The organism is Pseudomonas sp. R19M, assembly GCF_050312585.1.
GTDB classification, from domain to species: domain Bacteria; phylum Pseudomonadota; class Gammaproteobacteria; order Pseudomonadales; family Pseudomonadaceae; genus Aquipseudomonas; species Aquipseudomonas palleroniana.
The window spans coordinates 83,660-107,516 of record NZ_JBNPJV010000051.1; the positions used below are offsets into that span (position 1 = coordinate 83,660).

The 23,857-nt window shown below is 59.5% G+C and carries 21 protein-coding genes; 13 read left to right on the top strand and 8 right to left on the bottom strand.

Going from position 1 to position 23,857, the window contains the following annotated elements:
* Window positions 1–21: 21 nt before the first annotated feature.
* On the bottom strand, window positions 22–1,524 hold the full coding sequence (ppx, locus tag ACQRBT_RS10310; protein ID WP_090368040.1) for an exopolyphosphatase: 1,503 nt from the start codon (window positions 1,522–1,524) through the stop codon (window positions 22–24).
* A 444-nt stretch (window positions 1,525–1,968) separates the two neighbouring features.
* On the opposite strand from ppx, the gene ACQRBT_RS10315 reads away from it, so the two are divergent.
* The 4 genes from ACQRBT_RS10315 (at window position 1,969) to ACQRBT_RS10330 (ending at window position 6,472) form a co-directional block, all read left to right on the top strand.
* Complete coding sequence (locus tag ACQRBT_RS10315) at window positions 1,969–2,625, top strand: DUF1120 domain-containing protein (RefSeq protein WP_104994992.1); 657 nt, start codon at window positions 1,969–1,971, stop codon at window positions 2,623–2,625.
* A 105-nt stretch (window positions 2,626–2,730) separates the two neighbouring features.
* Window positions 2,731–3,450, top strand: coding sequence for a fimbria/pilus chaperone family protein (locus ACQRBT_RS10320; RefSeq protein WP_104994991.1), 720 nt, complete (start codon window positions 2,731–2,733; stop codon window positions 3,448–3,450).
* 3 nt (window positions 3,451–3,453) lie between these two features.
* On the top strand, window positions 3,454–5,949 hold the full coding sequence (locus ACQRBT_RS10325) for a fimbria/pilus outer membrane usher protein (protein WP_412046199.1): 2,496 nt from the start codon (window positions 3,454–3,456) through the stop codon (window positions 5,947–5,949).
* Complete coding sequence (locus tag ACQRBT_RS10330) at window positions 5,939–6,472, top strand: hypothetical protein (protein ID WP_104994989.1); 534 nt, start codon at window positions 5,939–5,941, stop codon at window positions 6,470–6,472. The genes ACQRBT_RS10325 and ACQRBT_RS10330 overlap by 11 nt, the downstream gene beginning before the upstream one ends.
* Here ACQRBT_RS10330 and ACQRBT_RS10335 read toward each other — a convergent pair.
* From ACQRBT_RS10335 to ACQRBT_RS10350, 4 genes are read right to left on the bottom strand one after another with little or no spacing between them, the layout of a single operon-like run.
* On the bottom strand, window positions 6,444–7,181 hold the full coding sequence (locus ACQRBT_RS10335) for an amino acid ABC transporter ATP-binding protein (protein ID WP_060753585.1): 738 nt from the start codon (window positions 7,179–7,181) through the stop codon (window positions 6,444–6,446). The genes ACQRBT_RS10330 and ACQRBT_RS10335 overlap by 29 nt on opposite strands.
* Window positions 7,168–7,818 carry an amino acid ABC transporter permease gene (locus tag ACQRBT_RS10340; protein WP_060753584.1) on the bottom strand — a complete coding sequence of 217 codons (651 nt, stop codon included), beginning with the start codon at window positions 7,816–7,818 and terminating at the stop codon, window positions 7,168–7,170. The genes ACQRBT_RS10335 and ACQRBT_RS10340 overlap by 14 nt, the downstream gene beginning before the upstream one ends.
* Window positions 7,815–8,483: an amino acid ABC transporter permease gene (locus ACQRBT_RS10345; RefSeq protein WP_058426445.1), complete on the bottom strand. Its 669-nt coding sequence runs from the start codon at window positions 8,481–8,483 to the stop codon at window positions 7,815–7,817. Before ACQRBT_RS10345 ends, ACQRBT_RS10340 begins: the two co-directional genes overlap by 4 nt.
* Window positions 8,484–8,497: 14 nt before the next feature.
* On the bottom strand, window positions 8,498–9,283 hold the full coding sequence (locus tag ACQRBT_RS10350) for a transporter substrate-binding domain-containing protein (RefSeq protein WP_198762587.1): 786 nt from the start codon (window positions 9,281–9,283) through the stop codon (window positions 8,498–8,500).
* A gap of 254 nt (window positions 9,284–9,537) precedes the next feature.
* On the opposite strand from ACQRBT_RS10350, the gene ACQRBT_RS10355 reads away from it, so the two are divergent.
* The 6 genes from ACQRBT_RS10355 (at window position 9,538) to ACQRBT_RS10380 (ending at window position 16,814) form a co-directional block, all read left to right on the top strand.
* A complete protein-coding gene (locus tag ACQRBT_RS10355) occupies window positions 9,538–10,233 on the top strand; it encodes a FadR/GntR family transcriptional regulator (RefSeq protein ID WP_412046198.1) in 696 nt (231 codons plus the stop codon).
* A 121-nt stretch (window positions 10,234–10,354) separates the two neighbouring features.
* A complete protein-coding gene (gene trxA, locus ACQRBT_RS10360) occupies window positions 10,355–10,684 on the top strand; it encodes a thioredoxin TrxA (RefSeq protein ID WP_060753581.1) in 330 nt (109 codons plus the stop codon).
* A 234-nt stretch (window positions 10,685–10,918) separates the two neighbouring features.
* Window positions 10,919–12,178, top strand: coding sequence for a transcription termination factor Rho (gene rho / locus ACQRBT_RS10365; RefSeq protein WP_003206716.1), 1,260 nt, complete (start codon window positions 10,919–10,921; stop codon window positions 12,176–12,178).
* 153 nt (window positions 12,179–12,331) lie between these two features.
* The gene (locus tag ACQRBT_RS10370) at window positions 12,332–14,320 is read left to right on the top strand and encodes an acyltransferase family protein (protein WP_412046197.1); all 1,989 of its coding nucleotides are present in this window, start codon (window positions 12,332–12,334) and stop codon (window positions 14,318–14,320) included.
* A gap of 59 nt (window positions 14,321–14,379) precedes the next feature.
* Entirely contained in the window at window positions 14,380–15,846 is a 1,467-nt protein-coding gene (ubiD, locus tag ACQRBT_RS10375; protein WP_104994984.1) for a 4-hydroxy-3-polyprenylbenzoate decarboxylase, read from the top strand.
* Window positions 15,846–16,814 carry a CDP-6-deoxy-delta-3,4-glucoseen reductase gene (locus tag ACQRBT_RS10380; protein WP_060753578.1) on the top strand — a complete coding sequence of 323 codons (969 nt, stop codon included), beginning with the start codon at window positions 15,846–15,848 and terminating at the stop codon, window positions 16,812–16,814. The genes ubiD and ACQRBT_RS10380 overlap by 1 nt, the downstream gene beginning before the upstream one ends.
* Here the strand turns inward: ACQRBT_RS10380 and ACQRBT_RS10385 are convergent.
* Entirely contained in the window at window positions 16,811–17,275 is a 465-nt protein-coding gene (locus ACQRBT_RS10385) for a hypothetical protein (RefSeq protein WP_060753577.1), read from the bottom strand. The genes ACQRBT_RS10380 and ACQRBT_RS10385 overlap by 4 nt on opposite strands.
* A gap of 283 nt (window positions 17,276–17,558) precedes the next feature.
* Here ACQRBT_RS10385 and ACQRBT_RS10390 point away from each other — a divergent pair, with 283 nt between their 5' ends.
* Both ACQRBT_RS10390 and ACQRBT_RS10395 read left to right on the top strand, forming a co-directional pair.
* On the top strand, window positions 17,559–19,943 hold the full coding sequence (locus ACQRBT_RS10390; protein ID WP_412046196.1) for a TonB-dependent receptor plug domain-containing protein: 2,385 nt from the start codon (window positions 17,559–17,561) through the stop codon (window positions 19,941–19,943).
* A gap of 27 nt (window positions 19,944–19,970) precedes the next feature.
* Window positions 19,971–20,627 (top strand): gamma-glutamylcyclotransferase, encoded by a 657-nt coding sequence (locus ACQRBT_RS10395; protein WP_060753575.1) that lies wholly within the window; start codon window positions 19,971–19,973, stop codon window positions 20,625–20,627.
* Here the strand turns inward: ACQRBT_RS10395 and glpT are convergent.
* The gene (gene glpT, locus ACQRBT_RS10400) at window positions 20,613–21,962 is read right to left on the bottom strand and encodes a glycerol-3-phosphate transporter (protein WP_060753574.1); all 1,350 of its coding nucleotides are present in this window, start codon (window positions 21,960–21,962) and stop codon (window positions 20,613–20,615) included. The genes ACQRBT_RS10395 and glpT overlap by 15 nt on opposite strands.
* A gap of 295 nt (window positions 21,963–22,257) precedes the next feature.
* Window positions 22,258–23,235 (bottom strand): NADPH:quinone oxidoreductase family protein, encoded by a 978-nt coding sequence (locus ACQRBT_RS10405; protein WP_412046195.1) that lies wholly within the window; start codon window positions 23,233–23,235, stop codon window positions 22,258–22,260.
* A gap of 150 nt (window positions 23,236–23,385) precedes the next feature.
* Between ACQRBT_RS10405 and ACQRBT_RS10410 the strand changes: the two genes are divergently transcribed.
* On the top strand, window positions 23,386–23,793 hold the full coding sequence (locus tag ACQRBT_RS10410; RefSeq protein ID WP_060753572.1) for a flagellar basal body-associated protein FliL: 408 nt from the start codon (window positions 23,386–23,388) through the stop codon (window positions 23,791–23,793).
* Window positions 23,794–23,857 lie beyond the last annotated feature (64 nt).

The window sequence follows — 23,857 nt, forward strand, 5'->3', positions numbered from 1 at the left end:
CAATTTGTTTTGTTCTTTGGGTCAGCGCACGTTCAGGCTGAACCCCACCCGCGTCAGCCACTCCGCTTCCTGGGCGAAATCCGCCTGGGTCAACTGGTTTTCATCCAGCCAGCCTTTGGGGAATACCACGTCGAGGCTGTCGCCGTTGGCCCTCAGGGTCACTTGAGGCATTTCCTGGGTGCCACGGATGTGGTGGAACAGGATCGCAAAGCGCAGCAGCGCACACAGGCGTATCAGCTTGATGCCGTCGTCGCCGAATTCGGCAAACTTGTCCTTGGGAATATTGCGGCGGTGGCCGCGCACCAGGAGGGCGAGCATCTGCTGGTCTTCCCGCGAGAAGCCTGCGAGGTCGGAGTGCTCGATCAGGTAGGCGCCGTGCTTGTGGTAATGATAGTGGGCGATGTCCAGACCCACTTCATGCACCTTGGCGGCCCAGCCGAGCAGCTCGCGCCATACGCCGTCTTCCAGGTCCCAATCCGCGGCCACCTGGTCGAACGCATGCAAAGCCTTGCGCTCTACGCGAATCGCTTGTTCCAAGTCGACGTGGTAGCGCTCCATCAGCGAGCTGAGGGTACGCTCACGCACGTCCTCATGGTGATGGCGCCCCAACAGGTCATAGAGAACGCCTTCGCGCAGGGCGCCATCGCAGTGGTCCATGCGTTGCAGTTCGAGGGCGTCGAAGATCGCTTCGAGAATCGCAAGGCCGGCCGGGAAGATGGTGCGACGGTCGGGCTTGATGCCATCGAAGTCGATTTTCTCGGCATCGCCCAGCTTGAACAATTTGCGCTTGAGCCACGCCAGCCCTTCGGCGTTGACCTCGCCGGTGCCATGGCCGCCGGCTTTCAAGGCCAGGCCGATGGCGCGGATGGTGCCGGACGAGCCGATGGCCTCATCCCAGGTCAGGCGGTGCAGGGCGTGCTCGATGCTCATGATCTCCAACCGTGCCGCCGTGTAGGCCTGGGCGTAGCGCGCCGGGGTGATCTTGCCGTCCTTGAAATAACGCTGGGTGTAACTGACGCAACCCATCTGCAGGCTTTCACGCAGCAGTGGTTCGAAGCGCTGGCCGATGATGAACTCGGTACTGCCGCCGCCGATGTCCGCCACCAGGCGTTTGCCCGGAGTGTCGGCCAGGGTGTGGGAAACGCCGAGGTAGATCAGGCGGGCTTCTTCACGGCCGGAGATGACTTCTACCGGGTGCCCGAGGATTTCTTCGGCGCGATGGATGAAGTCGTTGCGGTTACGCGCTTCGCGCAATGCGTTGGTGCCCACGATCCGTACGGAGCCCGGGGGCATTCCGTTGATCAGTTGGGCAAAGCGCTTGAGGCAGTCGAGCCCGCGCTGCATGGATTCTTCATTGAGTTGACGCTCGTCGTCGATCCCGGCAGCCAGCTGTACTTTTTCGCCGAGCCGCTCAAGGATGCGGATTTCGCCGTTCTGGGCCTTGGCCACGACCATGTGAAAGCTGTTGGAGCCCAGGTCGATGGCGGCGATCAGGGACAGATTCTTGGCTTGGGATTGCGGCATGGTTTGGGGTCTCGGTCGATAACCTTGCCATCGTGCCACGATCGACCGCTGGCGCCAACGCGTTGTGCTTCGGGAATTTCTCTGAGGCTGTACGTGAGACTTTTTTGTAGGAAATGTAGGTTGTCTTTCCAGGCTTTTGTAGAGGTGCTTCTGGGGCGGCGTAGGATATTTAACTAGTGTAGGTTTTAAGTCCGATTATGATTTTGCCTACAATCCAGGCGTGCAGTTTTTATTCCTTATGTTAGTTGAACCTACCGTTGGAGGTTTCCACGCTGACAGTTTCTTTTTACCGCTCCCACAATAATTGAGGTGCCGTCTTATTCTTTAGTCAACTACCAAGCGAACAGACTGTCACTCGGCAATTTTGCCGTGGTGTTATTTATTTATGGCTTGTCTTGTAAAGAAAAATAAATACACCTGATAACTTTTTGTGACAGGTTGAATATGAAAAAAATTGTTGGATTGACTCTTGGTATCGCTTGCCTGGCCGCAACCCTCAATGCACAGGCTTCCACTACTGCCGAGCTGATCGTCAGGGGTACGATCAAACCGGCGGCGTGTAACCTCAGCATGACCGGCGGCGGCATTATCAACTACGGCGAAATTCCTTCGGGTCAACTGCTCCCGACGGCATTCAATCCGCTTGCGGAAAGGACTACCCCGCTGACCGTCAGTTGCGGTACCACGCCCGCCAAGTTCGGGCTGAAATTTGTCGACCTGCAGGCCGGCAGCAAGGTGCCTGGCATCCTGAATACGCTTGGCGCGGGCTATACCGAGACGCATAACTTTGGCCTGGGCCTTGTGTCTGGCCGCAAGACCGGCGGTTTTGCCGTCACCCTGAAGGATCTCAGGGCTTCGGCCGTTGTGCTCAACCCCATCATGCGTATCGGCGCCGGTGCCTGGCAGAACAGTGACGGAAAAGTCGCGCAGTCGCCTACCCAATACTCCTGGCGATCCGGCGTCACTGCCGTTCCCGCTCCGGTCGCACAACTGACCGGGACTATCGCTGTCAGGGCGGTGATCAATAAAGGCCAGGATCTGGACCTGAGTCGCGACATTACCCTGGATGGGCGCGCGACACTTGAACTGAGCTACATCTAAGCGACTGGAATACAGCCGATCAGGAAACTGACTCGTTTCTTGTCGGCTGTTTCTAAGTGGATTTCAGTTTATCAATTGTCACTTCCCTGTCGTGGAGCGTACTGAGTGCCCAGTCTTTCAGTAGTAAGTCATTCGTGGTTGTTATATGCAGGGTTGTTCTTGTGTTTTATCGGCGTTGCAACTGCGGACGGTATGTTGCCGGAAACTACAGTGGTTGTGCTTTATGAAGCGCAGGGCGAAGCCACCATCAATATAAAAAATACCGATGCGACGCCGGCGCTGCTGCATTCGGTCATTGAAAACATACCGGAAGATCCTGAGCCGCTATTGATTGTTACACCGCCCATTACGCGTGTGGAGGCCGGTGAGACTCAGTTGGTGCGTTTCATCAGTACCCTTGAGGCGCCACTCCAGGCCCAGCGGCTGAAGCGAGTGACCTTCGAGGGGATTCCCCAGGCACGTGCGGCGGGTGGTGCGACCATTGGTATCACCCTGCGGCAGAATTTACCGCTGATCCTGCATCCGCGAGACCTGCCGGTACATCAAACTCCTTGGGAACTGCTGAAGTGGGTACAGGCGGGGGAGCGCCTCACCGTTCACAACGACAGCCTTTATGTGGTGCGCCTTGCGCCGGAGGTGCAATTGCTGCCACGAAGGTCTGCGGCTACTTTGCCACGGACCTACATTTTGCCGGGTGAAACCCTGACGGTGAGGGTTGACGGCGGGCTAGAGGGCTTGACTGAGGTCGAGATTCAACCGGCCACGGTCTATGGGTTTTCGGCGGACAGCTATCGGGCCCTTATCAATGTCAGTGGGGTTGATTGACCCATGACATCGAGTAACAGACTTGTCGCATCGTTATGGCCCAGGCGACCCAGCCTGTTTGTGGGGGTTGCGACGCTATGGAGCTTGCCCGGCCTCGTCCCCGCACTGGAGCTGGGGGAAGGTTTCGACTTGGCGGCGCTGACCACGCACGGTATTGATCCGAAGGTTTCCGACTACTTTCGCAGTGCCGCGCGTTTTCGCGAAGGTGTGCATGTGGTGGGATTGCGGATCAATGGAAACCCGCTTGGGTTGGTGGATGCGCAGTTCGACGCACAAGGGCAGCTGTGTTTTACCCCGGGCTTGCTGGATAAAGCAGGCTTGGTGAAGCCCGCCGGTCTTGTCCGTGAAGGCGACGCCTCGAGTGCGGCCTGCCATGATTTCCTTGGCGCCTTCCCGACGACGATGGTGCGGCTTCGGCCCGGCAGCAATGAAGTGGCGCTGGTGGTACCCACTCAATCACTGCGTGAGCCGCAATGGGAAGCCGCAGACTTTTCCCGAGGCGGCGCCGCGGCGTTGTTCAACTATGACGTGCAGGGGTTTGACAGCCGCTCGCGCAGCGGGCCGAGCCGATTCGTTTCGGCCTATACCGAGGCAGGTTTCAACTTAGGCGATTGGATTGTTCGCAGTCGTCAATTCTATGTATCCGACAACGGGAACGCCCGAACCGAGCATCTCTATGCTTACGCCCAGCGGGACATCGCTGCACTGCAGTCGACTTTCCAGGCCGGCCAGATTTCCACGAATAATCCGCTGTTTGGCGGTATCCAGTTATCGGGTGTGCAGTTTTCTCCTGATGGCCAGTCGCGAGCGCCGGCAGGCAGCAACAACGCCGTGGTGGAGGGGCTGGCCCAAAGCCAATCGCGAATTGAGGTGCGTCAGTCGGGCGTCTTGATCCACAGCACGCTGGTGCCTGAAGGGCCTTTCAGGCTTACGGGCTTGCCTCTGCTCAACGGTACCAGCGACCTGGAGGTCAGCGTCATCGATGTGCGTGGCGCCAAGCGCAACTTCGTGGTGCCCGCGGCCTCTTTCGCGGGAGCTGCCCCGGCTGCGCCCGGTTACTATTTTTCCCTCGGCAAGATACGGGATAACACGCTGGATGAGGCGCCATCGCCCGTCGTCGCCATGGGCAGTGGCACTTGGGGTGTGGGGCGCGATTCGTCAGCCGGGTTCGGTGTGTTGGGCACCGCTGAATACGGGGCGGCCGGCGGTACGCTGAGCAGTGTATTTTTCCAGCGGGTTTCCGTCGGGGCACGTCATAACCTGTCCCGGGACAGTCGCAACGCGGTATCCGGCTCGCGCAGCAGCGTCACCGTAAGCAGCCCGGTGGCCGCCAACGTTGATCTCAACCTCAGTTCGACCCAGCAGACCCGGGGTTACCGCGAGGTCGTTGAAGCGGGCCGCCGAACCACGGCCGATGAGCTGGGGTCGCGCTTCAAGCATCAGTACACGGCGGGTGTGAGCTGGGTTGAACCTACGTTGGGAGTGTTCTCCCTGGGCTATACCCGCAGTGCTCAATTTGACGGGCAAACCGCCGAGCATGTGTTTGCTGCCTGGAACAAGTCGTTCCGCTACGCCGATGTGGCGTTGGTCGCTGATTCACAGGTGGGTGGCTCTCAGTCCCGCCATGACGCCGGGCGCGATGACCGCCGCCGTGAGCGTGACCTGGACAATGACTTGTCCGTGCGACTGCAGGTCAGCATGCCCCTGGGTGGCGAGCGCCGTGTGAACAGTTACGTCAGCCGACGTGGGAATCAGGCCCGCACCGGCACTGCGTTCAGTGAGCGGGTCAATGACTACGTGCGTTACGAGGTGGGCACCGAGCGTGACCTCAGTAATCGGGAGCAGTCGGTTCGTGGCCAGGTGGACCTGATGCCCCGTTATACCCGACTCGGCCTGGGTGTCAGCCGAGATTCCCAGGGCAGCAGTTATACAGGGCAGTTGCAAGGGGGCGTTGTGGCCCACGCCGGCGGGCTGACATTCTCGCCTTATACCGTGCAGGACACGTTTGGGATCGCCTCGGTGGATGACATCGGCGCTGCAAGAATCGACACCCCGCAGGGGCCGGTGTGGACCGATTTCAAAGGGCAGGCGGTGATCCCTGGCTTGCCCGCGTACACCAGCAGCCGCCTTGAAGTTCAGACCCGGTCCTTGCCTAGGCGTGTTGACTTGAAGAACGGCACCCAGGTGCTCGCGGCCGGGCGAGGGTCGGTCAATACCGTGGCGTTCGAGGTGGTCAAAGTGCGCCGCGTCCTGCTGACTGCCAGTGACTCACAAGGTCGACCTCTGCCCCAGGGTGCTGCGGTCTTCGACAAGCACAATCGTTTTCTGACCAGTGTGGTGGGAGAGGGCATGATTTTCCTGAACGACCTTAACGACGCGCAAGATTTGCGGGTTTCCTTGTCGGACTCTTCCTCGTGTGTGTTGGACCTTGCCGTAAATGCCCAGCCCGACAATGACAAGTTCTACGAGACAGCCTCGGCGGTGTGCCATGGCCGTTAAGCTGAAATGCATGGGGCTTGCACTGTTCTGCACTGTATCGGTGGCCCAGGGCGTTCGAGCAGAAAACTGTCGGCTCTCGCTGAGCCAGTCGCGCATCGACTATGGCGTTGTTCACCGCGAGGCGTTGCGCGAAAGCCCGACGGTGACGCTCGGTTCGCGCACGCTGCACTTGAGCGTGCTGTGTGCAGAGCCTTCGGCCATCGCGTTGCGATTCATTGGCGCGGCAGATGGGCGAGGTTTCCGGTTCGGGCAACAGGGGCGCCTGCGGCTGAGTCTCAAGCATGCCCTGATGGATGGGCGCGCCGTCGATTGGGGGCTGGCACACCTGCCCGGTGAGGCCACTCGCGGGCAGTTGTTACCGGGCCAGGTCCTGATGGCACGAGCATTGGGCAAAAGGCTGACGGCCCAGGTCGATGTCGACACTGACCTGCCTGCCGATGCCTTTGAGGTGCGCTATCAGACGGTACTGGAAAGCCAGGGCAATTTCGAACTGGTCAGTCCGGCTGTTCCACTGAACCGATGAAATTGGCGAACTCCGGGGTTTGCGGGTTGGCAAACAAAACCTTGGGATCGCCCACTTCATGCACCTTGCCCTGGTGCATGAACACCAGCTTGTCGCCGACTTCCCGGGCAAAGCGCATTTCGTGGGTCACCATGATCAAGGTCATGCCGTCCTTGGCCAGTTGGCGCACGACGCTGAGTACTTCATTGACCAGCTCCGGGTCGAGGGCCGAGGTGATCTCATCACACAGCAACACTTTGGGCGACATGGCCAGGGCACGGGCAATCGCTACTCGCTGTTGTTGGCCGCCAGAGAGGCGATCGGGGAATGCGTCGAATTTTTCCCCAAGGCCGACCCGCTCCAGCATCTGGCGGGCCAGTTGTGCCGCCTTGGCCTTGGGCACTTTCTGCACCACCTGGGGTGCCAGCATCACATTCTCACCGACCGTCAGGTGCGGGAACAGGTTGAATTGCTGGAACACCATGCCGACTTTCTGTCGCAGGCTGCGCAGGTCGGCGCGGGCGGCGTCCAGGTACTCGCCATCGACTTCGATCACGCCATCGTTAATGGACTCCAGACCATTGAGGGTGCGCAGCAGGGTGGATTTACCCGAGCCGCTGCGGCCGATGATGGCTACCACTTGGCCTTCATCCACCGTCAGGTCGATGCCCTTGAGTACATGATGGTCGCCGTAATACTTATGCAGGGCGGAAATTCTAAGCAGAGGCATGCAGTCTCCTTTCCAGGTAGCGCGCACTGAGGGACAAGGGGTAGCAGAGCAAAAAGTAACCAAGGGCCACCAGGCCATAGACCATGAAGGGCTCGAAGGTGGCGTTGGCGAGCATGCCGCCGGTCTTGGTCAATTCGGTGAAGCCGATGATCGAAGTCACGGCGGTGCCTTTGACCACTTGCACCGAGAAACCCACGGTGGGGGCCACTGCAATGCGCAGGGCCTGGGGCAGAATGACGTAGCGCAGTTGTTCAAGCGGGTTCAGCGCCAGGCTGGCCGACGCTTCCCACTGCCCATGGGCGATGGAGTCGACGCAGCCGCGCCAGATTTCAGCGAGGTAGGCGCTGGTGAACAGGGTCAGGGCAATCGCCGCCGCCAGCCACGGTGAGATATCCACCCCGAGCAGGGCGATGCCGAAAAACACCAGGAACAGCTGCATCAGCAGCGGCGTGCCCTGGAACAGTTCGATGTAGGTACGGGCGACATTGCGCGGAAAGGCCTTGCGGCTGATACGCATCGTCATGACCAGAAGGCCGATCACGCCGCCGCCGATGAATGCCACCAGCGACAATATCAAGGTCCACTGCAGGCCGGTGGCCAGGTTGCGCACGATATCCCAGAAGGAAAAATCACTCATCGGCTGTTCCTCATCACAAATCGGCGACCGATCCAGTTGAGCAACTGACGAATCATCAGTGCCATGCACAGGTAGACCAAGGTGGTCAGGGCATAGGTTTCAAAGGCTCGGAAGTTGCGCGACTGGATAAAGTTGGCGGCAAAGCTGAGTTCCTCGGTGGCGATCTGCGAACACACCGCCGAACCGAGCATCACGATAATGATCTGGCTGCTCAGGGCCGGCCAGACTTTGCCCAGCGCCGGCAGCAATACCACGTGGCGAAACGCTTCGAAGCGCGTCATTGCCAGCGCGGCGGCGGCTTCCAGTTGCCCGCGAGGGATGGCCTGGATACCGGCGCGGATGATCTCGGTTGAGTAAGCGCCCAGGTTGATCACCATTGCCAGCACGGCGGCTTGCCACTCGGTGATTTTCAGCCCCAGGGACGGCAGGCCGAAAAAGATGAAAAACAACTGCACCAGGAACGGCGTGTTGCGGATCAACTCGACATACACACCGAACAGCCAGGCAAATGGCTGAATCTTCCACGCCCGCACCACGGCACCGACTGTGCCCAGGGCCACCCCCAGGATTGCGCCGATGGCTGTCAGCTCAAGGGTGAACAAGGCGCCACGCAACAGCAGATCGGTATTGGCCAGCACCGGCACAAAGTCGAATTGATAGGCCATGGATCAGCTCCGCTTCAGAGATCGGCAGGCAACGGCTCTTTGAGCCATTGCATCGCGTTCTTTTCCAGGCTGCCGTCAGCCTTGGCCGCGACCAGAATCTGATTGACCTTCTCCAGCAGGGCCGGCTCGTTTTTGTTCACCCCCACATACACCGGCGAGTCCTTGAGTTTCACCTTCAGCGCCGGTACGCGTTTCGGGTTGCGCTCGCTGATCGCCACCATCACCACGTTGCCGCTGGCGATCAGATCGACCTGGCCGGCAAGGTAGGCAGCGATGGTCGAGTTGTTGTCTTCGAAGCGTTTGATGGTGGCTTCCTTGGGCGCCACGGCGGTCAGCTCGATGTCTTCAATGGCGCCGCGGGTCACGCTGATGGTCTTGCCCTTGAGGTCGTCGGTGGTGCTGATGGGCGCGTCAGGCGGGCCGAACACGGCCAGGTAGAACGGCGCGTAGGCCCTGGAGAAATCGATGACTTTTTCTCGCTCGGGGTTCTTGCCCAGGCTGGAAATCACCAGGTCGACCTTGCCGGTGGTGAGAAACGGGATGCGGTTGGTGCTGTTGACCGGGGTCAGCTCCAGCTTGACCTTGAGCTGGTCGGCCACCAGCTTGGCGGTATCAATGTCCAAGCCGCGAGGCTTCATATCGGGACCAACCGAGCCGAAGGGGGGGAAATCCTGGGGTACGGCGACCTTGAGGGTGCCGCGGGCAACGATATCGTCCAGACCATTGGCCTGGGCGGGTGCCTGGCCCAGCATCAGGCTGGCAAACAAGGCAGTGAGCAGGGCGCTGTAGCGCTTGGTCATGGCAACTCTCCGGAAGAGACGAGGGAATGTTCTGTCTGGAGCTATTGCATGGCCCATGCCATGACACTGCCAATGCTCTGGAACGCTGGAATTTGTTGAGCCTCGTGGTCTTACTGGTCTGAACAGTCGGCTGGCGTTTCGCACCCTTTTCGAGCGCTGCCAAAACCGCGCGAGCCCCTTTGGGGCGCGGCTTGCCGAGGGCTGCGAATAGCTTTACAACTAGCCGCTCAGCTCTCTGGAACCTTGAGTCTTCTATGAATTCCATCGCCCAAGCCGTACCGGAAGCGGCCCTGCAGGCCATCCGCAAACTGATCAAGGAGCAGGGCTTCGCCGCCGGTGATGCGCTGCCGTCCCAACGCGACCTGGCGGTGCAGTTGGGCGTGAGCCGAGCCTCGTTGCGTGAGGCGTTGTCATCCTTGAGTGCCTTGGGCGTGGTCAGTGTGCAGCCAGGTAAAGGCGTGTTTGTTCAAGAGGTACAGGAGACCCCGGGGTTTGCCTGGCCCTTCGCCGCCCAGGCCACGCCCTCGGATATCTTCCAATTGCGCTATGCCCTTGAAGGGTTTGCCGCGGGGTTGGCGGCGGTCATGTTGACGATTGATGAACTGGACACGTTGGAAGATAACCTTGAGGCGATGCGCAAGGTGCTCAAGGCGGGTGATTTTGAAGCCGCCGCCCGGCTGGACTTCGAATTCCATCAACGCATCTTGCTGGCCAGTGGTAACCAGGCGATGGTGAGCATCCTGAGCGCCAGCGCCGACGTGTTCCTGGAAAGCCAGAAACTACCGTTCATCCGGCCGGAGCGTGCCATGGAAACCTGGCAGGAGCACCGCAGGATCCTGCGTGCCCTGGCACGGCGCGCCAGTGCGGCGGCGCAGAAAAGCATGCAGGAGCACGTGCGCAACGCGGCGTTGCGTACCGGTATCGCCTTCGTCACCCCGGTAGCGCCGTGAGTTGGGCTATACCCAAACTCATGCGCCGTCATAGGAAGACTCAATCAGAGGCGGCTTCCTGAACGGGGGAAGGGCGGCTATGATGGGCAACGTTTTTTTTGCTTACAATCCGGAGACATCCATGAGCAACGATCTTATCAAGCACGTCACCGACGCGACCTTTGAGGCCGAAGTACTCAAGGCTCAAGGCCCGGTGCTGGTTGACTACTGGGCTGAATGGTGCGGCCCTTGCAAAATGATCGCTCCGGTCCTGGACGACATTGCAACCACTTACGAAGGCAAGTTGACCATTGCCAAGCTGAACATCGACGACAACCAGGAAACCCCGGCCAAGCATGGCGTACGTGGTATCCCGACCCTGATGCTGTTCAAGGACGGTGAGGTTGCGGCTACTAAAGTGGGCGCGCTGTCGAAGTCCCAGTTGCAAGCTTTCCTCGACGCAAACATCTAAGCGTCGTGAAAAAAGCCCCGCAAATCGCGGGGCTTTTTCGTTAAACAGGGCTAGACGCTCCGAAACTCAGGTGGTACATTCGGCCCCGCACTGGTTTCTCCACTGCCCCCTGCAAGCCGTCGCCGACGCATTCCTTTTCGATTAGTACGCGATCCTGTCGCCTTCTCTGCGGCGCGGCCTCATTAAGCCAAAAGCTTAATTTCCCCCCTCCATAAATGATTACGTCATTCCTATATGAATCTGACTGAACTCAAGCAAAAGCCGATTACCGAACTGCTCGAATTGGCCGAACAGATGGGCATAGAAAATATGGCCCGTTCGCGCAAGCAGGACGTGATTTTCTCCCTGCTGAAAAAGCACGCGAAAAGCGGCGAGGAAATCTCCGGTGATGGCGTGCTGGAGATTCTCCAGGACGGCTTCGGCTTCCTCCGCTCTGCAGACGCTTCCTATCTCGCCGGCCCAGACGATATTTACGTCTCGCCGAGCCAGATCCGTCGCTTCAACTTGCGTACCGGTGACACCATCGTTGGCAAGATCCGTCCTCCGAAGGAAGGCGAGCGTTATTTCGCCCTGCTCAAGGTCGACACGATCAACTTCGACCGTCCCGAGAACGCGAAAAACAAGATTCTCTTCGAGAACCTGACCCCGCTGTTCCCGACTGTGCGCATGAAGATGGAGGCCGGTAACGGCTCCACCGAAGACTTGACTGGTCGTGTAATCGACCTGTGCGCCCCGATCGGCAAAGGCCAGCGTGGTCTGATCGTCGCACCGCCGAAAGCCGGTAAGACCATCATGCTGCAGAACATTGCAGCGAACATCGCACGTAACAATCCTGAAGTTCACCTGATCGTGCTGTTGATCGATGAGCGTCCGGAAGAAGTGACTGAAATGCAGCGCACCGTGCGCGGCGAAGTGGTCGCCTCGACGTTCGATGAGCCGCCAACCCGCCACGTGCAGGTTGCCGAAATGGTGATCGAGAAGGCCAAGCGCCTGGTTGAACACAAGAAAGACGTGGTGATCCTGCTCGACTCCATCACCCGTCTGGCCCGTGCCTACAACACTGTGATCCCAAGCTCCGGCAAAGTATTGACCGGTGGTGTCGATGCCCACGCCCTGGAGAAACCGAAACGTTTCTTCGGCGCTGCGCGGAACATCGAAGAAGGCGGCTCGCTGACCATTATCGCCACCGCGCTGGTTGAAACCGGCTCGAAGATGGACGAAGTGATCTACGAAGAGTTCAAGGGTACCGGCAACATGGAACTGCCCCTGGACCGTCGTATTGCCGAGAAACGTGTGTTCCCGGCGATCAACATCAACCGTTCCGGCACCCGCCGTGAAGAGTTGCTGACCGCCGACGACGAACTGCAACGCATGTGGATTCTGCGCAAGTTGCTGCACCCGATGGACGAAGTCGCCGCCATCGAGTTCCTGGTCGACAAGCTGAAAACCACCAAGACCAACGACGAGTTCTTCTTGTCGATGAAGCGTAAGTAATACGACGTTTCAGGTCTGAAAGAATGGCGCCCCAGGGGCGCCTTTTTTTTATCGAGAAAGGGAGCTTTTCATCGTGAACGTGTCAGTTAAGAAACAAAAAAATCTCTTTCATTGTTAATCTTTGTACTTTTTACCTGACTGGCTCACTGATTTATGACCACCCTTGCTTATCGACGAGACATTGACGGGTTACGTGCCATCGCAGTGCTTGCGGTCGTGCTGTTTCATTTCGGCGTGCCGGGCTTCACTGGCGGCTTTGTCGGCGTTGATGTTTTCTTTGTGATTTCCGGTTATCTGATCACTACGATCATTTGGCGCGAGCGTGAAGCCGGGCGTTTCAGCTTTGTGGATTTTTGGGCCCGGCGCGCCCGACGTATCCTGCCGGCGCTGTGCGTGATGATGCTGACGGCAGTGGTTGTGGGCTGGTTCCTGCTGGCGCCCAAGGACTACGAGGAACTGGGGCGTTCGATTCACAACCAGGTAATTTTCATCTCAAACCTGTTTTTCATGCGCCAGGATGGCTACTTCGATGTAGCGTCCGATATGAAGCCCATGCTGCATACGTGGTCGCTGTCGGTTGAAGAACAGTTCTACATTGTTTTTCCGCTGTTACTGACGTTGCTCTCGAGTCAGGTAAAGCGCTGGCGCATGGCTTTGTTGGTCCTGGCGCTGGCGTCCTTTGCCGCCTGTGTCTGGACACTGCCCCGTTATCCAGAAAAAGCTTTTTACCTGCTACCCATGCGGGCCTGGGAGCTGCTGGCCGGATCCCTGCTGGCGGTGATGCCGCTGCGGGCATATCGAGCAAGCCCAATATTGGCTCAAGGTATAAGTCTTGCCAGCCTGGCCCTGATCCTGGTGGCGGTGTTCGGTTATGACGCCACCACGGATTTTCCGGGGGCTGCCGCGCTGTTGCCGGTATTGGGCGTGGTAGGGCTGATCTGGGCCAACGGCCAGCAAGTCACACTGGTCGGGCAATTGCTGGGCAGCCGGGTGATGGTGGGTATAGGGCTGATCTCCTACTCGTGGTACCTGTGGCATTGGCCTGTGCTGGTCTATGGCAAATACGCCAGCCTTGATGGTCTGGCGGCATGGGAACTTGGCGGATTGCTGGGTTTGAGTATGGTCTTGGGTTACATGTCCTGGCGTTTCGTCGAGGCGCCGTTTCGTGAGAAGCGGCTGTTGGCGGGGCGGCGCTCAATTCTGGTTGCGGCGGTTATCGGGTTGGTCGGCCTGGGGCTTATCGGCAAAAGCATGACCTGGACGGACGGCGCGCCTTGGCGGCTATCGCCGCAGGCGTTGCAGTTCGCCCAGGCGCGGGTCTGGAGCCCTAAACTGATGAATTGCCTGTCGGATGACAAGAAAAACGATCATCGAGAGCTATGTCATTTTGGCCCGGACTCCACCAGCCGTGTTCTGGTCTGGGGCGACAGTCATGCTTCGGCCTTGATTCCCGCACTCAAGGATGGCGCAAGCAGGTACGGCTTGAGCATTACCCAGGCCGGGTATTCAGGTTGTACGCCGTTCTACCGCAAGGAAAGCACACCGGGATGCCAGGCGTTCAATCAGCGCGTCGCCAAAGTGCTGGAGCAGGGGGCGTTCAGCGACGTGGTTCTGGCCGCGCGCTGGAGCCTCTATGTCTATGGCGAACACTCCGGTGATACCGGCGCCTCGATTCACGACCCGGCGACCGGCAAGTATGACCGTGCTGTCGCCGAGCAGCTTTTTGCCGCTGCTGTGCGTGCACAAGTCCAGCGGCTGCGCGCCGGCGGCCATCGGGTGTGGTTGGTCAAAGAGGTGCCGCTGCTGCCCTTCAGCGCGCCTTATCGTCTGAGTCGCCTGGCAATGCTGGGGCGACCGACGGATAGAGAAGGCATGCCTGTCGCGGATCACCTCCAGCGTCAAGCCTATATCAATGATGTGTTCGAGCAGCTTGCCAAGGCGGACTCCGGTGTCATGTTGCTGGACCCGGCCTCCAGGCTGTGCGACGCCGGGGGATGGTGCGGCGTCGAACTTGAGGGGCATTCCTTGTACACCGACGACAATCACCTCTCGGATGTGGGCGCGCGGTTTGTCGAGGCGTTCCTCGAACCCTTGTTCAACGCGTCGCATGCCTCTGCCGTGACGGATAATGGCGTGCAATAAGCTGCCAGCCGCCCTCAGAGCAGGTAGGATGTACGCCTATTTTACGGGTGGCATGGTTAATGAAATTCAAGGATCTTCGGGATTTCGTGCAGCAACTTGAGCAGCGCGGAGAGTTGAAACGTATCCAGATGCCGATTTCGCCGGTGCTGGAAATGACTGAGATTTGCGACCGCACCTTGCGTAACAAGGGCCCGGCGCTGCTGTTCGAGAACCCGACCGGGTTTGATATCCCGGTGCTCGGCAACCTGTTCGGCACGCCCGAGCGCGTGGCCTTTGGCATGGGCGCCGAGTCGGTCAGCGAGTTGCGCGAGATCGGCAAGCTGCTGGCCTTCCTCAAGGAGCCCGAGCCGCCGAAGGGCTTGAAGGATGCCTGGTCGAAGCTGCCGATCTTCCGCAAGATCATCGCCATGGCCCCCAAAGTGGTCAAGGACGCGGTCTGCCAGGAAGTGGTCATCGAAGGCGACGACGTCGACCTGGCCATGCTCCCGGTGCAGACCTGCTGGCCCGGCGATGTCGGCCCCCTGATCACCTGGGGCCTGACCGTCACCAAAGGCCCGAACAAGGAACGTCAGAACCTCGGCATCTACCGTCAGCAAGTGATCGGCCGTAACAAGGTCATCATGCGCTGGCTGAGCCATCGTGGCGGCGCCCTGGATTACCGTGAATGGTGCGAAAAACACCCGGGTAAACCGTTCCCTGTTTCCGTGGCCCTCGGCGCTGACCCGGCCACCATCCTGGGCGCCGTGACCCCGGTGCCTGACAGCCTGTCCGAATATGCGTTCGCCGGCCTGCTGCGCGGTAACCGTACCGAACTGGTGAAGTGCCGTGGCAATGACCTGCAAGTACCAGCCACCGCGGAAATCATCCTTGAAGGCGTGATTCATCCAGGCGAGATGGCCGATGAAGGCCCCTACGGCGACCACACCGGTTATTACAATGAAGTCGATAGCTTCCCGGTGTTCACCGTGGAGCGCATCACTCACCGGATCAAGCCGATCTACCACAGCACCTACACCGGCCGTCCGCCGGATGAGCCGGCCATTCTCGGCGTGGCATTGAACGAAGTGTTTGTCCCGATCCTGCAAAAGCAATTCCCGGAGATCACCGACTTCTACCTGCCGCCGGAAGGCTGTTCGTACCGCATGGCCGTTGTGACCATGAAGAAGTCATACCCAGGGCATGCCAAGCGGGTAATGCTGGGTGTATGGTCGTTTTTACGACAGTTCATGTACACCAAGTTCGTTATCGTCACCGACGACGACATCAATGCCCGCGATTGGAACGACGTGATCTGGGCCATCACCACGCGCATGGACCCCAAGCGCGACACGGTGATGATCGACAACACGCCGATCGACTATCTCGACTTCGCCTCGCCGGTATCGGGCCTGGGTTCGAAGATGGGGCTGGATGCCACCCACAAATGGCCGGGTGAGACCACCCGCGAGTGGGGCCGAGTAATCGTCAAGGATGAGGCCGTCACTGCCCGTGTCGATGCGATCTGGAAAGAATTGGGAATAGATTGATGCGTGTAACCCTGCAACCTTCCGGCGCCGTGCTGGAGCTGGTCCCTGGCGAGCGAATCCTCGAAGGCGCGCGCCGCCTCGGCTATGAGTGCCCTCAGGCCTGTCGCAATGGCGTGTGCCATGTGTGTGCGGCGCTGTTGGTGGAGGGCCGCGTGCGGCAGGCCGGTGAGGTGCGTGATCACGGTGAGTTCTACACGTGCATCGCAGAACCGCTGGAAGATTGCATTGTGTTGTGGGATGGCGTGCTGGCGCCGGGAGAGTTGCCGTTGCGCAAATTGTCGTGCCAGCTGAGCGAGTGCGTGGAGGTGGGCGGCGATGTATGGCGTGTACGCCTGCGTGCGCCGGCCGGTAAGGCGGTGCGTTACCACGCCGGCCAGTACCTGATGATCGAGCGGGAGAACGGCGAGAAATCGGCATTCTCCCTGGCTTCAGCGCCCCACGCCGGGCGCGATCTGGAGCTGCATGTACTGGCGCGCGAAGACAGTGCCCGCAACCTGCTGGACCAGTTGCAGCGTAACCAGATGGCTCGCGTCGAACTGCCATTTGGTGACACTCACCTGGCCGAATTGCCCGACGGGCCGCTGGTGTTGATCGCCGCCGGTACCGGCATGGCGCAGATGCACAGCCTGATCGAGCATTGCCGCGCCTCTGGCTTCAAGCACCCGGTACATCTCTATTGGGGCGTGCGCCGACCCGAAGACTTCTACGAAATCGAACACTGGCCACAGTGGCAGCAACTGCCCAACCTGTTCCTGCACAAAGTGGTCAGCGATCTATGCGGCTGGGAAGGGCGTTGCGGGTTGTTGCATGAAGCCGTGTGTGAAGACATTGCCGACCTCAAGGCCGTCCATGTCTACGCCAGCGGCTCTCCGGCCATGATCTATGGCACTTTGGATGCGCTGGTCGAGGCCGGCATGGATGCACACCAGATGCGTGCCGACGTATTTGCCTACGCACCTCGCCCTTAAAAACGCGCGCCGGCCGTGAGCATTGCGGCATTGAAACCCAGCAGCACGAACTCACTGGCCACCGGGCCGACATGCACGCCCACTGAGGGGATGATCGCCGGGGCCACGCCGAATCGGTTGAGCGGTATTTTATCGCGGTATTGGCCGCGATAACCCTGGAGTGCGCCCGCTGTCACCTTCACGTAGAGCGGTGATTGAGCAATATCGTAGCGCTTGCCGGCGTAGACATAGTAAGAGCGCTGACTGAACGAGTTACGAAACGTCGCTGCGCCATACACCCGCCCTGACGCTTCGTTACGCTCCAGGTTGATCAGATCCTGATGGTTATTGTGCTGTGGATCCGGTGAAAAATGCCGGGTGTACAGGCTGGTCTGTGCGTACCAGAAACCTTTTTCGTCTTCGCTGGCCAGCGTTGTGGCAGCCGGCGCCAATAGCAGCAGACCGGTAATAAGATATTTCATGGTTCGACCTCGGTAGTCGTTTGAAGGGGCGGCTAGGGTGGGTCGCTGAACGCCACAGTTTGACGGTTGGCGTCCTGCGTGGCCTGAACCTGAGCTGACAATCAGGTCGCCTATGCTTATGCAATTTCGGTATTTTTTAAGTAAGAAATATCTTATTAAGCTATAAGCAACGGACTACCGACTTTCTGCCAATAACCAATAAATGACCGCCACCGCCCGCCAGCCGGATCGATCGTCAGAACTCAGAGCATTGAAGTTCCGAGTAGATTCCAAGGGGAGCGGTATGGGGAGCTACAAGACGTACAGGTTGTACACAGCACTTTTGTCGGCCAATTTGCTGACCTCTGTGGGATTTAATCCAGTCCACGCGGCCGAAGCCGCCGCTGAGGCACCGAAACTCGATACCGTGATCGTCACCGGCACCCGCGCCCAAGAGCGCACCGCCAGCGCATCGCTGTCGCCTGTCGATGTGATTTCCGGTGAAGCCCTGCGCAGCACCGGCTCCGATGAGTTGGGCGCGGTACTCGCACGGTTGATTCCATCGATCAACTTCCCCCGTCCGAGCCTGGTGGACGGTGCCGAACTGGTGCGCCCGGCACAGTTACGCGGCCTGTCGCCGGATCAAGTCCTGGTGCTGGTTAACGGAAAACGGCGGCATACCAGCGCTTTCGTCAATCTCGGCGGTGCCGTGGGGCGTGGTTCTGCGCCGGCGGATTTGAATGCGATCCCGCTGTCGGCGGTAGACCATATCGAAGTGCTGCGCGATGGCGCGTCCGCCCGTTACGGCTCGGATGCGATTGCCGGGGTGATCAACGTAATCCTCAAGCACGCCGACCACGGCGGCTCGATCTCCAGCAAGTTCGGCCAATACAAAAAAGGTGATGGTATCCAGCGCAACCTCAGCGGCAACACCGGGCTGGCGCTGGGCGATAACGGCTTTATCAATCTCTCGGGCGAAGGGGCCGACAACGATTACACCAACCGCGCCGGCAACGATTTTCGCCCCGCCAGCGTAGGCTCCACGACCTATGGCCAACGAGTGTTCCGCCAGGGCGAACCGGCCACGGATGAAGGCAAGTTCCAGTTCAACGGCGAATATGCGTTCAGCGATGCGGCCGAACTCTATAGCTTTGGCGGCTACAGCAAGCGGCGCGGCGAGACGGCTGCGTTTTACCGGGCGAGCAATGCGTCCAACAACATTGCGGCGCTCAACCCTAATGGCTACCTGCCGTTGATCAAAGGCAACCTGGAAGACACCTCACTGGTCGTGGGCTTGCGCGGCTTGCTGGCCTATGACTGGCATTACGACCTGTCGGCCAACTACGGCAAGAACCAATACGAGTTGGGGACCGAAACCATCAACACCTCCCTTGGCTTGGCCACGCCGCGCAAATTCAACAACGGCACCCTGAGCAATGACCAGCGCCAAGTCAGCCTGGACCTGTCGCGAGAGTTCGACGTGGGGTTCTTGCCCTATCCTGTTTCGGTGGCCTTGGGTGGCGAATACCTGCGCCAGGGTTATCAAATCGAAGCGGGCGAGCCGGCGTCCTACTACCAGACCGGCAGTTCGGGCTTAGGTGGGTTCCGCGACGCCGACGCCGGCAGCACCTCTCGTCATAACTGGGCCCAATACCTGGACCTGGAAACCAATTTCACCGAAAAACTCAGCGCCTCGGCCGCCGTGCGGCATGAGGATTACAGCGACTTCGGCTCCAACGTCAGCGGTTCGCTGTCGGCCCGCTATGACTTCACCCCGCAAGTGGCCTTGCGCGGCAGCCTTTCCAACGGTTTCCGCGCGCCGTCCCTGGCCCAACAGAACTTTGCCTACACCTCGTCGCAACTGATCGGCAGCACTGTCCAGGAGGCCGGCACCTTTCCGGCCAGCAGCCAAGTCGCCCGCTTGCTCGGTGCTGAAGACCTGAAGCCCGAGAAATCGCGCAACTACAGTCTCGGCCTGGTGCTGGAGCCGACCGATGACCTGACCGTGACGCTCGACGTCTACCGCATCGATATCCGCGACCGCATCAGTCTGTCCTCCAACCTCAACCTGAACCCGGCGACCATCGCGTACCTGCAAGCCAACGGTGTCGGCAACATCAACTACACCAGCGCCCGTTACTTCACCAATGCCACTGACACCAGCACCGACGGCGTCGACCTGGTGGCCAACTATCGCTACCTGTTCGATAACGGCATTCGTTGGAATAGCACCGTCGGCTACAACTACAACCACACCCAGGTTACTGATGTGAAAGCCAACCCGGCGATCCTGGACAGCCTGGGAGCCAACCTGGTGCGGGTCGATCGTCGTGAGCGCATCGGTTTGCTCGGCGATACCACACCGCAGCACAAGTTGAGCCTGGGTAACGATTTCACCTATGGCAACTGGGCACTGCACAGCAACCTGGTGCGCTATGGCGAGTTCACCAGTTACCAGGCGGACAAGGTCAACGACCAGACCTTCAAGGCCGCCTGGGTGCTCGACCTTTCGGCGGACTACAAGTTGAAGAACTGGACCTTCACCCTGGGCGGCGACAACATCACCGACAAATACCCGGAGAAGGTCAACGCGTACGCCAGCAGCGGCGGCAATCTCGCCTACAGCACTTTTTCGCCGTACGGTTACAGCGGCGCGTTTTATTACGGTAAAGTTGCTTACAACTGGTAATACACAGGGGGCGCACTGTTTTTCGCCATGACCGCCATTGAAACCGATCTTTTGCAATTGGCTTACCCTCCGCGGCTCGATCTGGGGCCGCAACTGACTCACGAACAATTGATGAGCTCCATGCAGGCCACTATGGCTCGGCATAAGGGAGGGCCGGTCTGGCTATTTGCTTATGGTTCGCTGATCTGGCGTCCTGAATGTTCGTCGACCGAGCGGGTGCGGGCGCGAGTCCACGGTTATCACCGCGGCCTGTACCTGTGGTCTCACGAGCACCGTGGCACGCCGGAATTGCCGGGGTTGGTGTTTGGCCTGGATCGCGGGGGTTCCTGCAGCGGGTTTGCCTACCGTTTGCCGGAAGACCAACTGGAAGCCTCGTTGTACGCCTTATGGCAGCGCGAAATGCCTTACCCCTCGTACCGGCCGCACTGGCTCAGTTGCCGCCTGGAAGATGGCAATCAGGTGCAGGCGCTGGGGTTTGTGTTGGAGCGGCATTTGCCCAGCTATGCCGGAAACTTGCCGGATATCGTACTCAATCATGTGCTGCAAAGCGCTTGCGGGCGTTACGGCACCACTCGCGATTATGTCGAGCAGACCGTGAACGCCCTGCGTAGCCACGCCATGCCAGATAAGAATCTGGAGGCGCGGCTCAAGCGCTGTACCAAGGATTGCTCAAGCGGTAGCTGATCGCGCTTCGCTGACGCTGTTGGTATGCCACAGCGTAGGAACCAGGAACGCGATGGCCAGCAGGCACGCGCCTACCAACAACACAAACCCACCGTTCCAGCCGAAATGGTCGACGGTGTAGCCCATGGCCGCGCTCGCCGCCACCGAGCCCCCCAGGTAACCGAACAGCCCGGTGAAACCCGCAGCGGTTCCCGCAGCTTTCTTCGGCGCCAGTTCGAGCGCCTGCAGGCCGATCAGCATGACCGGGCCGTAGATCAGGAAACCGATGGAAAACAGCGCGATCATATCGATGGTCGGGTTGCCCGCTGGGTTGAGCCAGTAAACCAGGGTCGCCACGGTCACCAGCGCCATGAACACCACGCCGGTCAGGCCACGATTGCCACGGAAGATCTTGTCCGACATCCAGCCGCACAGCAGCGTACCGGGAATACCGGCCCACTCGTAGAAGAAGTACGCCCACGAGGTTTTGTCCACGTCGAAGTGCTTGGCTTCCTTGAGGTACGTCGGTGCCCAGTCCAATACGCCGTAGCGCAGCAGGTAGACAAACACGTTGGCGAAGGCGATGTACCACAGCATTTTGTTGCGCAGTACGTATTTGACGAAAATTTCCTTGGCGCTGAATTCTTCTTCGTGGCTGGCGCTGTAACCTTCCGGGTAATCGTTCTTGTATTGCTCGATCGGTGGCAGGCCCACCGATTGCGGCGTGTCGCGCATGGTAATGAAGGCAAAGGCCGCCACCAGCAATGCCACGGTGGCCGGGACGTAGAACGCCGCGTGCCAGTCATTGAACCAGGCCATGCCCAGCAGGAACAGCGGGCCGATCAGGCCGCCGCCGACGTTGTGCGCCACGTTCCATACCGACACCACGCCGCCGCGTTCTTTCTGCGACCACCAGTGCACCATGGTCCGCCCACTGGGTGGCCAGCCCATGCCCTGGGCCCAGCCGTTGATGAACAACAAGATGAACATCATGGTCACGCTGGACGTTGCCCAAGGTGCGAAACCGAAAATGAACATCACCCCCGCTGAGACCAGCAGGCCGAAGGTCAGGAAGTAGCGGGGGTTGGAGCGGTCGGACACCAGGCCCATCAGGAACTTGGACAGACCGTAGGCAATCGCGATCGCCGACATCGCCAGGCCCAGCTCGCCACGGGTGTAACCCTCGTCGATCAGGTAGGGCATGGCCAGCGAAAAGTTTTTGCGCAGTAGGTAGTACCCGGCGTAACCGAAGAAGATACCGGCGAAGATCTGCCAGCGCAGCCGTCGGTAGGTACTGTCTATTTTTTCTTCAGGCAGGGGTGCCTGGTGTGCGGCAGGACGAAAGAAAGCAAACATTCAAGAGCTCCAAATTTCTTGTTTTGACTGCGGATGCGAATGTTACAGTTTCGTTACCGAAAATAGCATCGCCTCTGATCTGCAAACACAGGAAAACGGAGCGATTGCATGTTCTCTTACGAACATGTCGCAAATAGACAAGCGTGGGTCGTAATCTGCTTCTTGGAAATAATGCAGATCAAAATGTGGGAGGGGGCTTGCCCCCGATAACGGTGGGTCAGTCAATAAATACAGTGACTGACACCCTGCTATCGGGGGCAAGCCCCCTCCCACATTTGCCCGCATTTCAAGTTGATTAGCGGGTTTGGACGACCACTTTGCCCACTGCCTTGCGCTGCCCCAAGTCATTGATCGCCTGAGCCGCTTGCTCCAGCGGGTACACCTGCGACACCAACGGCTTCAACTTGCCCTCGCCATGCCAGGTGAACAATTGCTGGAAGTTCGCCGCATTGTCCTGTGGCTGGCGCTGGGCGAACGAGCCCCAGAACACCCCGACCACGGCCGCGCCCTTGAGCAGGGCCAGGTTCACCGGCAGTTCGGGAATGCGCCCACTGGCAAAACCCACCACCAGCAGGCGGCCGTTCCAGGCAATCGAGCGAATGGCCTGATCAAATAGATCGCCGCCCACCGGGTCGTAAATCACATCGACGCCGTTACCGTTGGTCAGGCGTTTGATTTCTTCCTTGAGGCTCGCCTCGCTGTAGTTGATCAGCTCATCGGCGCCGGCGGCCTTGGCCACGGCCAGTTTATCGGCGCTGCTGGCGGCGGCGATCACTCGGGCGCCCATGGCCTTGCCGATCTCCACGGCCGCCAGGCCCACGCCACCGGAGGCACCGAGCACCAGCAGGGTTTCACCGGGTTGCAGGTGGGCGCGTTGTTTCAGCGCGTGCATCGAGGTGCCGTAGGTCATGCTGAATGCGGCGGCGGTGTTGAAATCCATACTCGGTGGAATCGGCAGCACGTTGTAGCCCGGCACAGCGACCTGCTCGGCAAAGCTGCCCCAGCCCGTCAGCGCCATGACCCGGTCACCGACTTTCAAGTGGCTGACGTTTTCACCGACCGCACTGATGACGCCCGCTGCCTCGCCACCCGGCGAGAATGGGAAGGGCGGCTTGAACTGGTATTTGCCCTCGATGATCAAGGTGTCCGGAAAGTTCACCCCGGCAGCGTGCACGTCCAGCAGGACTTCGTTCTTCTTGAGCGCCGGGCTCTCGATCTCTTCCAGCACCAGGGTTTCGGCGGGGCCGAAGGCTTTGCACAGCACAGCTTTCATCGGACTATTCCTTTTGGCGTCGTGGCCGATAAGTGTAGGAGGGTACGCCGGTGGGTCAACGAGCATGCCCGGGCCTGATAAGCCGCCATAAGCTTGTGCTCAGCCTTGCTAGCGTTATGCTACCGGGCAACCGAATGTGAGGATTGAACTGTGAAAGCGTGGATTCTGTTGATGCTGGCCCTGACCTTGCCGATGGCGGCCCAGGCCGAAGAAGCCAAAGAAGGCGAGGCGCCGAAGGTCAGCTATATCAGCCTGACGCCGCCGTTCGTGGGCAACTACGGCCTGGACGGTACGGCGAAACTCAAGGTGTACAAGGCCGACATCGCGCTGCGTGTGACCGGGCCTGAAGCCGCTGCTGCGGTCAAAGCCAACGATGCATTGATTCGTAACCAATTGGTGGCGCTGTTCACCCAGCAGACCAACGAGGCCATGAGCACGGTCGAAGGCAAAGAGAAACTGCGCCAGGAAGCCTTGAAGCAGACCCAGCAAGTCATGAATGACGAAACCGGTAAGCCGATGGTGGAAGACCTGTTGTTCAACAACCTGATCATCCAGTAAGTCGCTGCGCGACTATCGGGAGCAAGCCCCCTCCCACATTTGCTCGGGTGTGGGAGGGGGCTTG

What these genes read in the sequence shown, in the direction of transcription:
- ppx (WP_090368040.1), bottom strand. Translation starts at nt 1,524, where the DNA reads ATGCCGCAATCCCAAGCCAAGAATCTGTCCCTGATCGCCGCCATCGAC.
- ACQRBT_RS10315 (WP_104994992.1), top strand. Translation starts at nt 1,969, where the DNA reads ATGAAAAAAATTGTTGGATTGACTCTTGGTATCGCTTGCCTGGCCGCA.
- ACQRBT_RS10325 (WP_412046199.1), top strand. Translation starts at nt 3,454, where the DNA reads ATGACATCGAGTAACAGACTTGTCGCATCGTTATGGCCCAGGCGACCC.
- ACQRBT_RS10330 (WP_104994989.1), top strand. Translation starts at nt 5,939, where the DNA reads ATGGCCGTTAAGCTGAAATGCATGGGGCTTGCACTGTTCTGCACTGTA.
- ACQRBT_RS10335 (WP_060753585.1), bottom strand. Translation starts at nt 7,181, where the DNA reads ATGCCTCTGCTTAGAATTTCCGCCCTGCATAAGTATTACGGCGACCAT.
- ACQRBT_RS10340 (WP_060753584.1), bottom strand. Translation starts at nt 7,818, where the DNA reads ATGAGTGATTTTTCCTTCTGGGATATCGTGCGCAACCTGGCCACCGGC.
- ACQRBT_RS10345 (WP_058426445.1), bottom strand. Translation starts at nt 8,483, where the DNA reads ATGGCCTATCAATTCGACTTTGTGCCGGTGCTGGCCAATACCGATCTG.
- ACQRBT_RS10350 (WP_198762587.1), bottom strand. Translation starts at nt 9,283, where the DNA reads ATGACCAAGCGCTACAGCGCCCTGCTCACTGCCTTGTTTGCCAGCCTG.
- ACQRBT_RS10355 (WP_412046198.1), top strand. Translation starts at nt 9,538, where the DNA reads ATGAATTCCATCGCCCAAGCCGTACCGGAAGCGGCCCTGCAGGCCATC.
- trxA (WP_060753581.1), top strand. Translation starts at nt 10,355, where the DNA reads ATGAGCAACGATCTTATCAAGCACGTCACCGACGCGACCTTTGAGGCC.
- rho (WP_003206716.1), top strand. Translation starts at nt 10,919, where the DNA reads ATGAATCTGACTGAACTCAAGCAAAAGCCGATTACCGAACTGCTCGAA.
- ACQRBT_RS10370 (WP_412046197.1), top strand. Translation starts at nt 12,332, where the DNA reads ATGACCACCCTTGCTTATCGACGAGACATTGACGGGTTACGTGCCATC.
- ubiD (WP_104994984.1), top strand. Translation starts at nt 14,380, where the DNA reads ATGAAATTCAAGGATCTTCGGGATTTCGTGCAGCAACTTGAGCAGCGC.
- ACQRBT_RS10380 (WP_060753578.1), top strand. Translation starts at nt 15,846, where the DNA reads ATGCGTGTAACCCTGCAACCTTCCGGCGCCGTGCTGGAGCTGGTCCCT.
- ACQRBT_RS10385 (WP_060753577.1), bottom strand. Translation starts at nt 17,275, where the DNA reads ATGAAATATCTTATTACCGGTCTGCTGCTATTGGCGCCGGCTGCCACA.
- ACQRBT_RS10390 (WP_412046196.1), top strand. Translation starts at nt 17,559, where the DNA reads ATGGGGAGCTACAAGACGTACAGGTTGTACACAGCACTTTTGTCGGCC.
- ACQRBT_RS10395 (WP_060753575.1), top strand. Translation starts at nt 19,971, where the DNA reads ATGACCGCCATTGAAACCGATCTTTTGCAATTGGCTTACCCTCCGCGG.
- glpT (WP_060753574.1), bottom strand. Translation starts at nt 21,962, where the DNA reads ATGTTTGCTTTCTTTCGTCCTGCCGCACACCAGGCACCCCTGCCTGAA.
- ACQRBT_RS10405 (WP_412046195.1), bottom strand. Translation starts at nt 23,235, where the DNA reads ATGAAAGCTGTGCTGTGCAAAGCCTTCGGCCCCGCCGAAACCCTGGTG.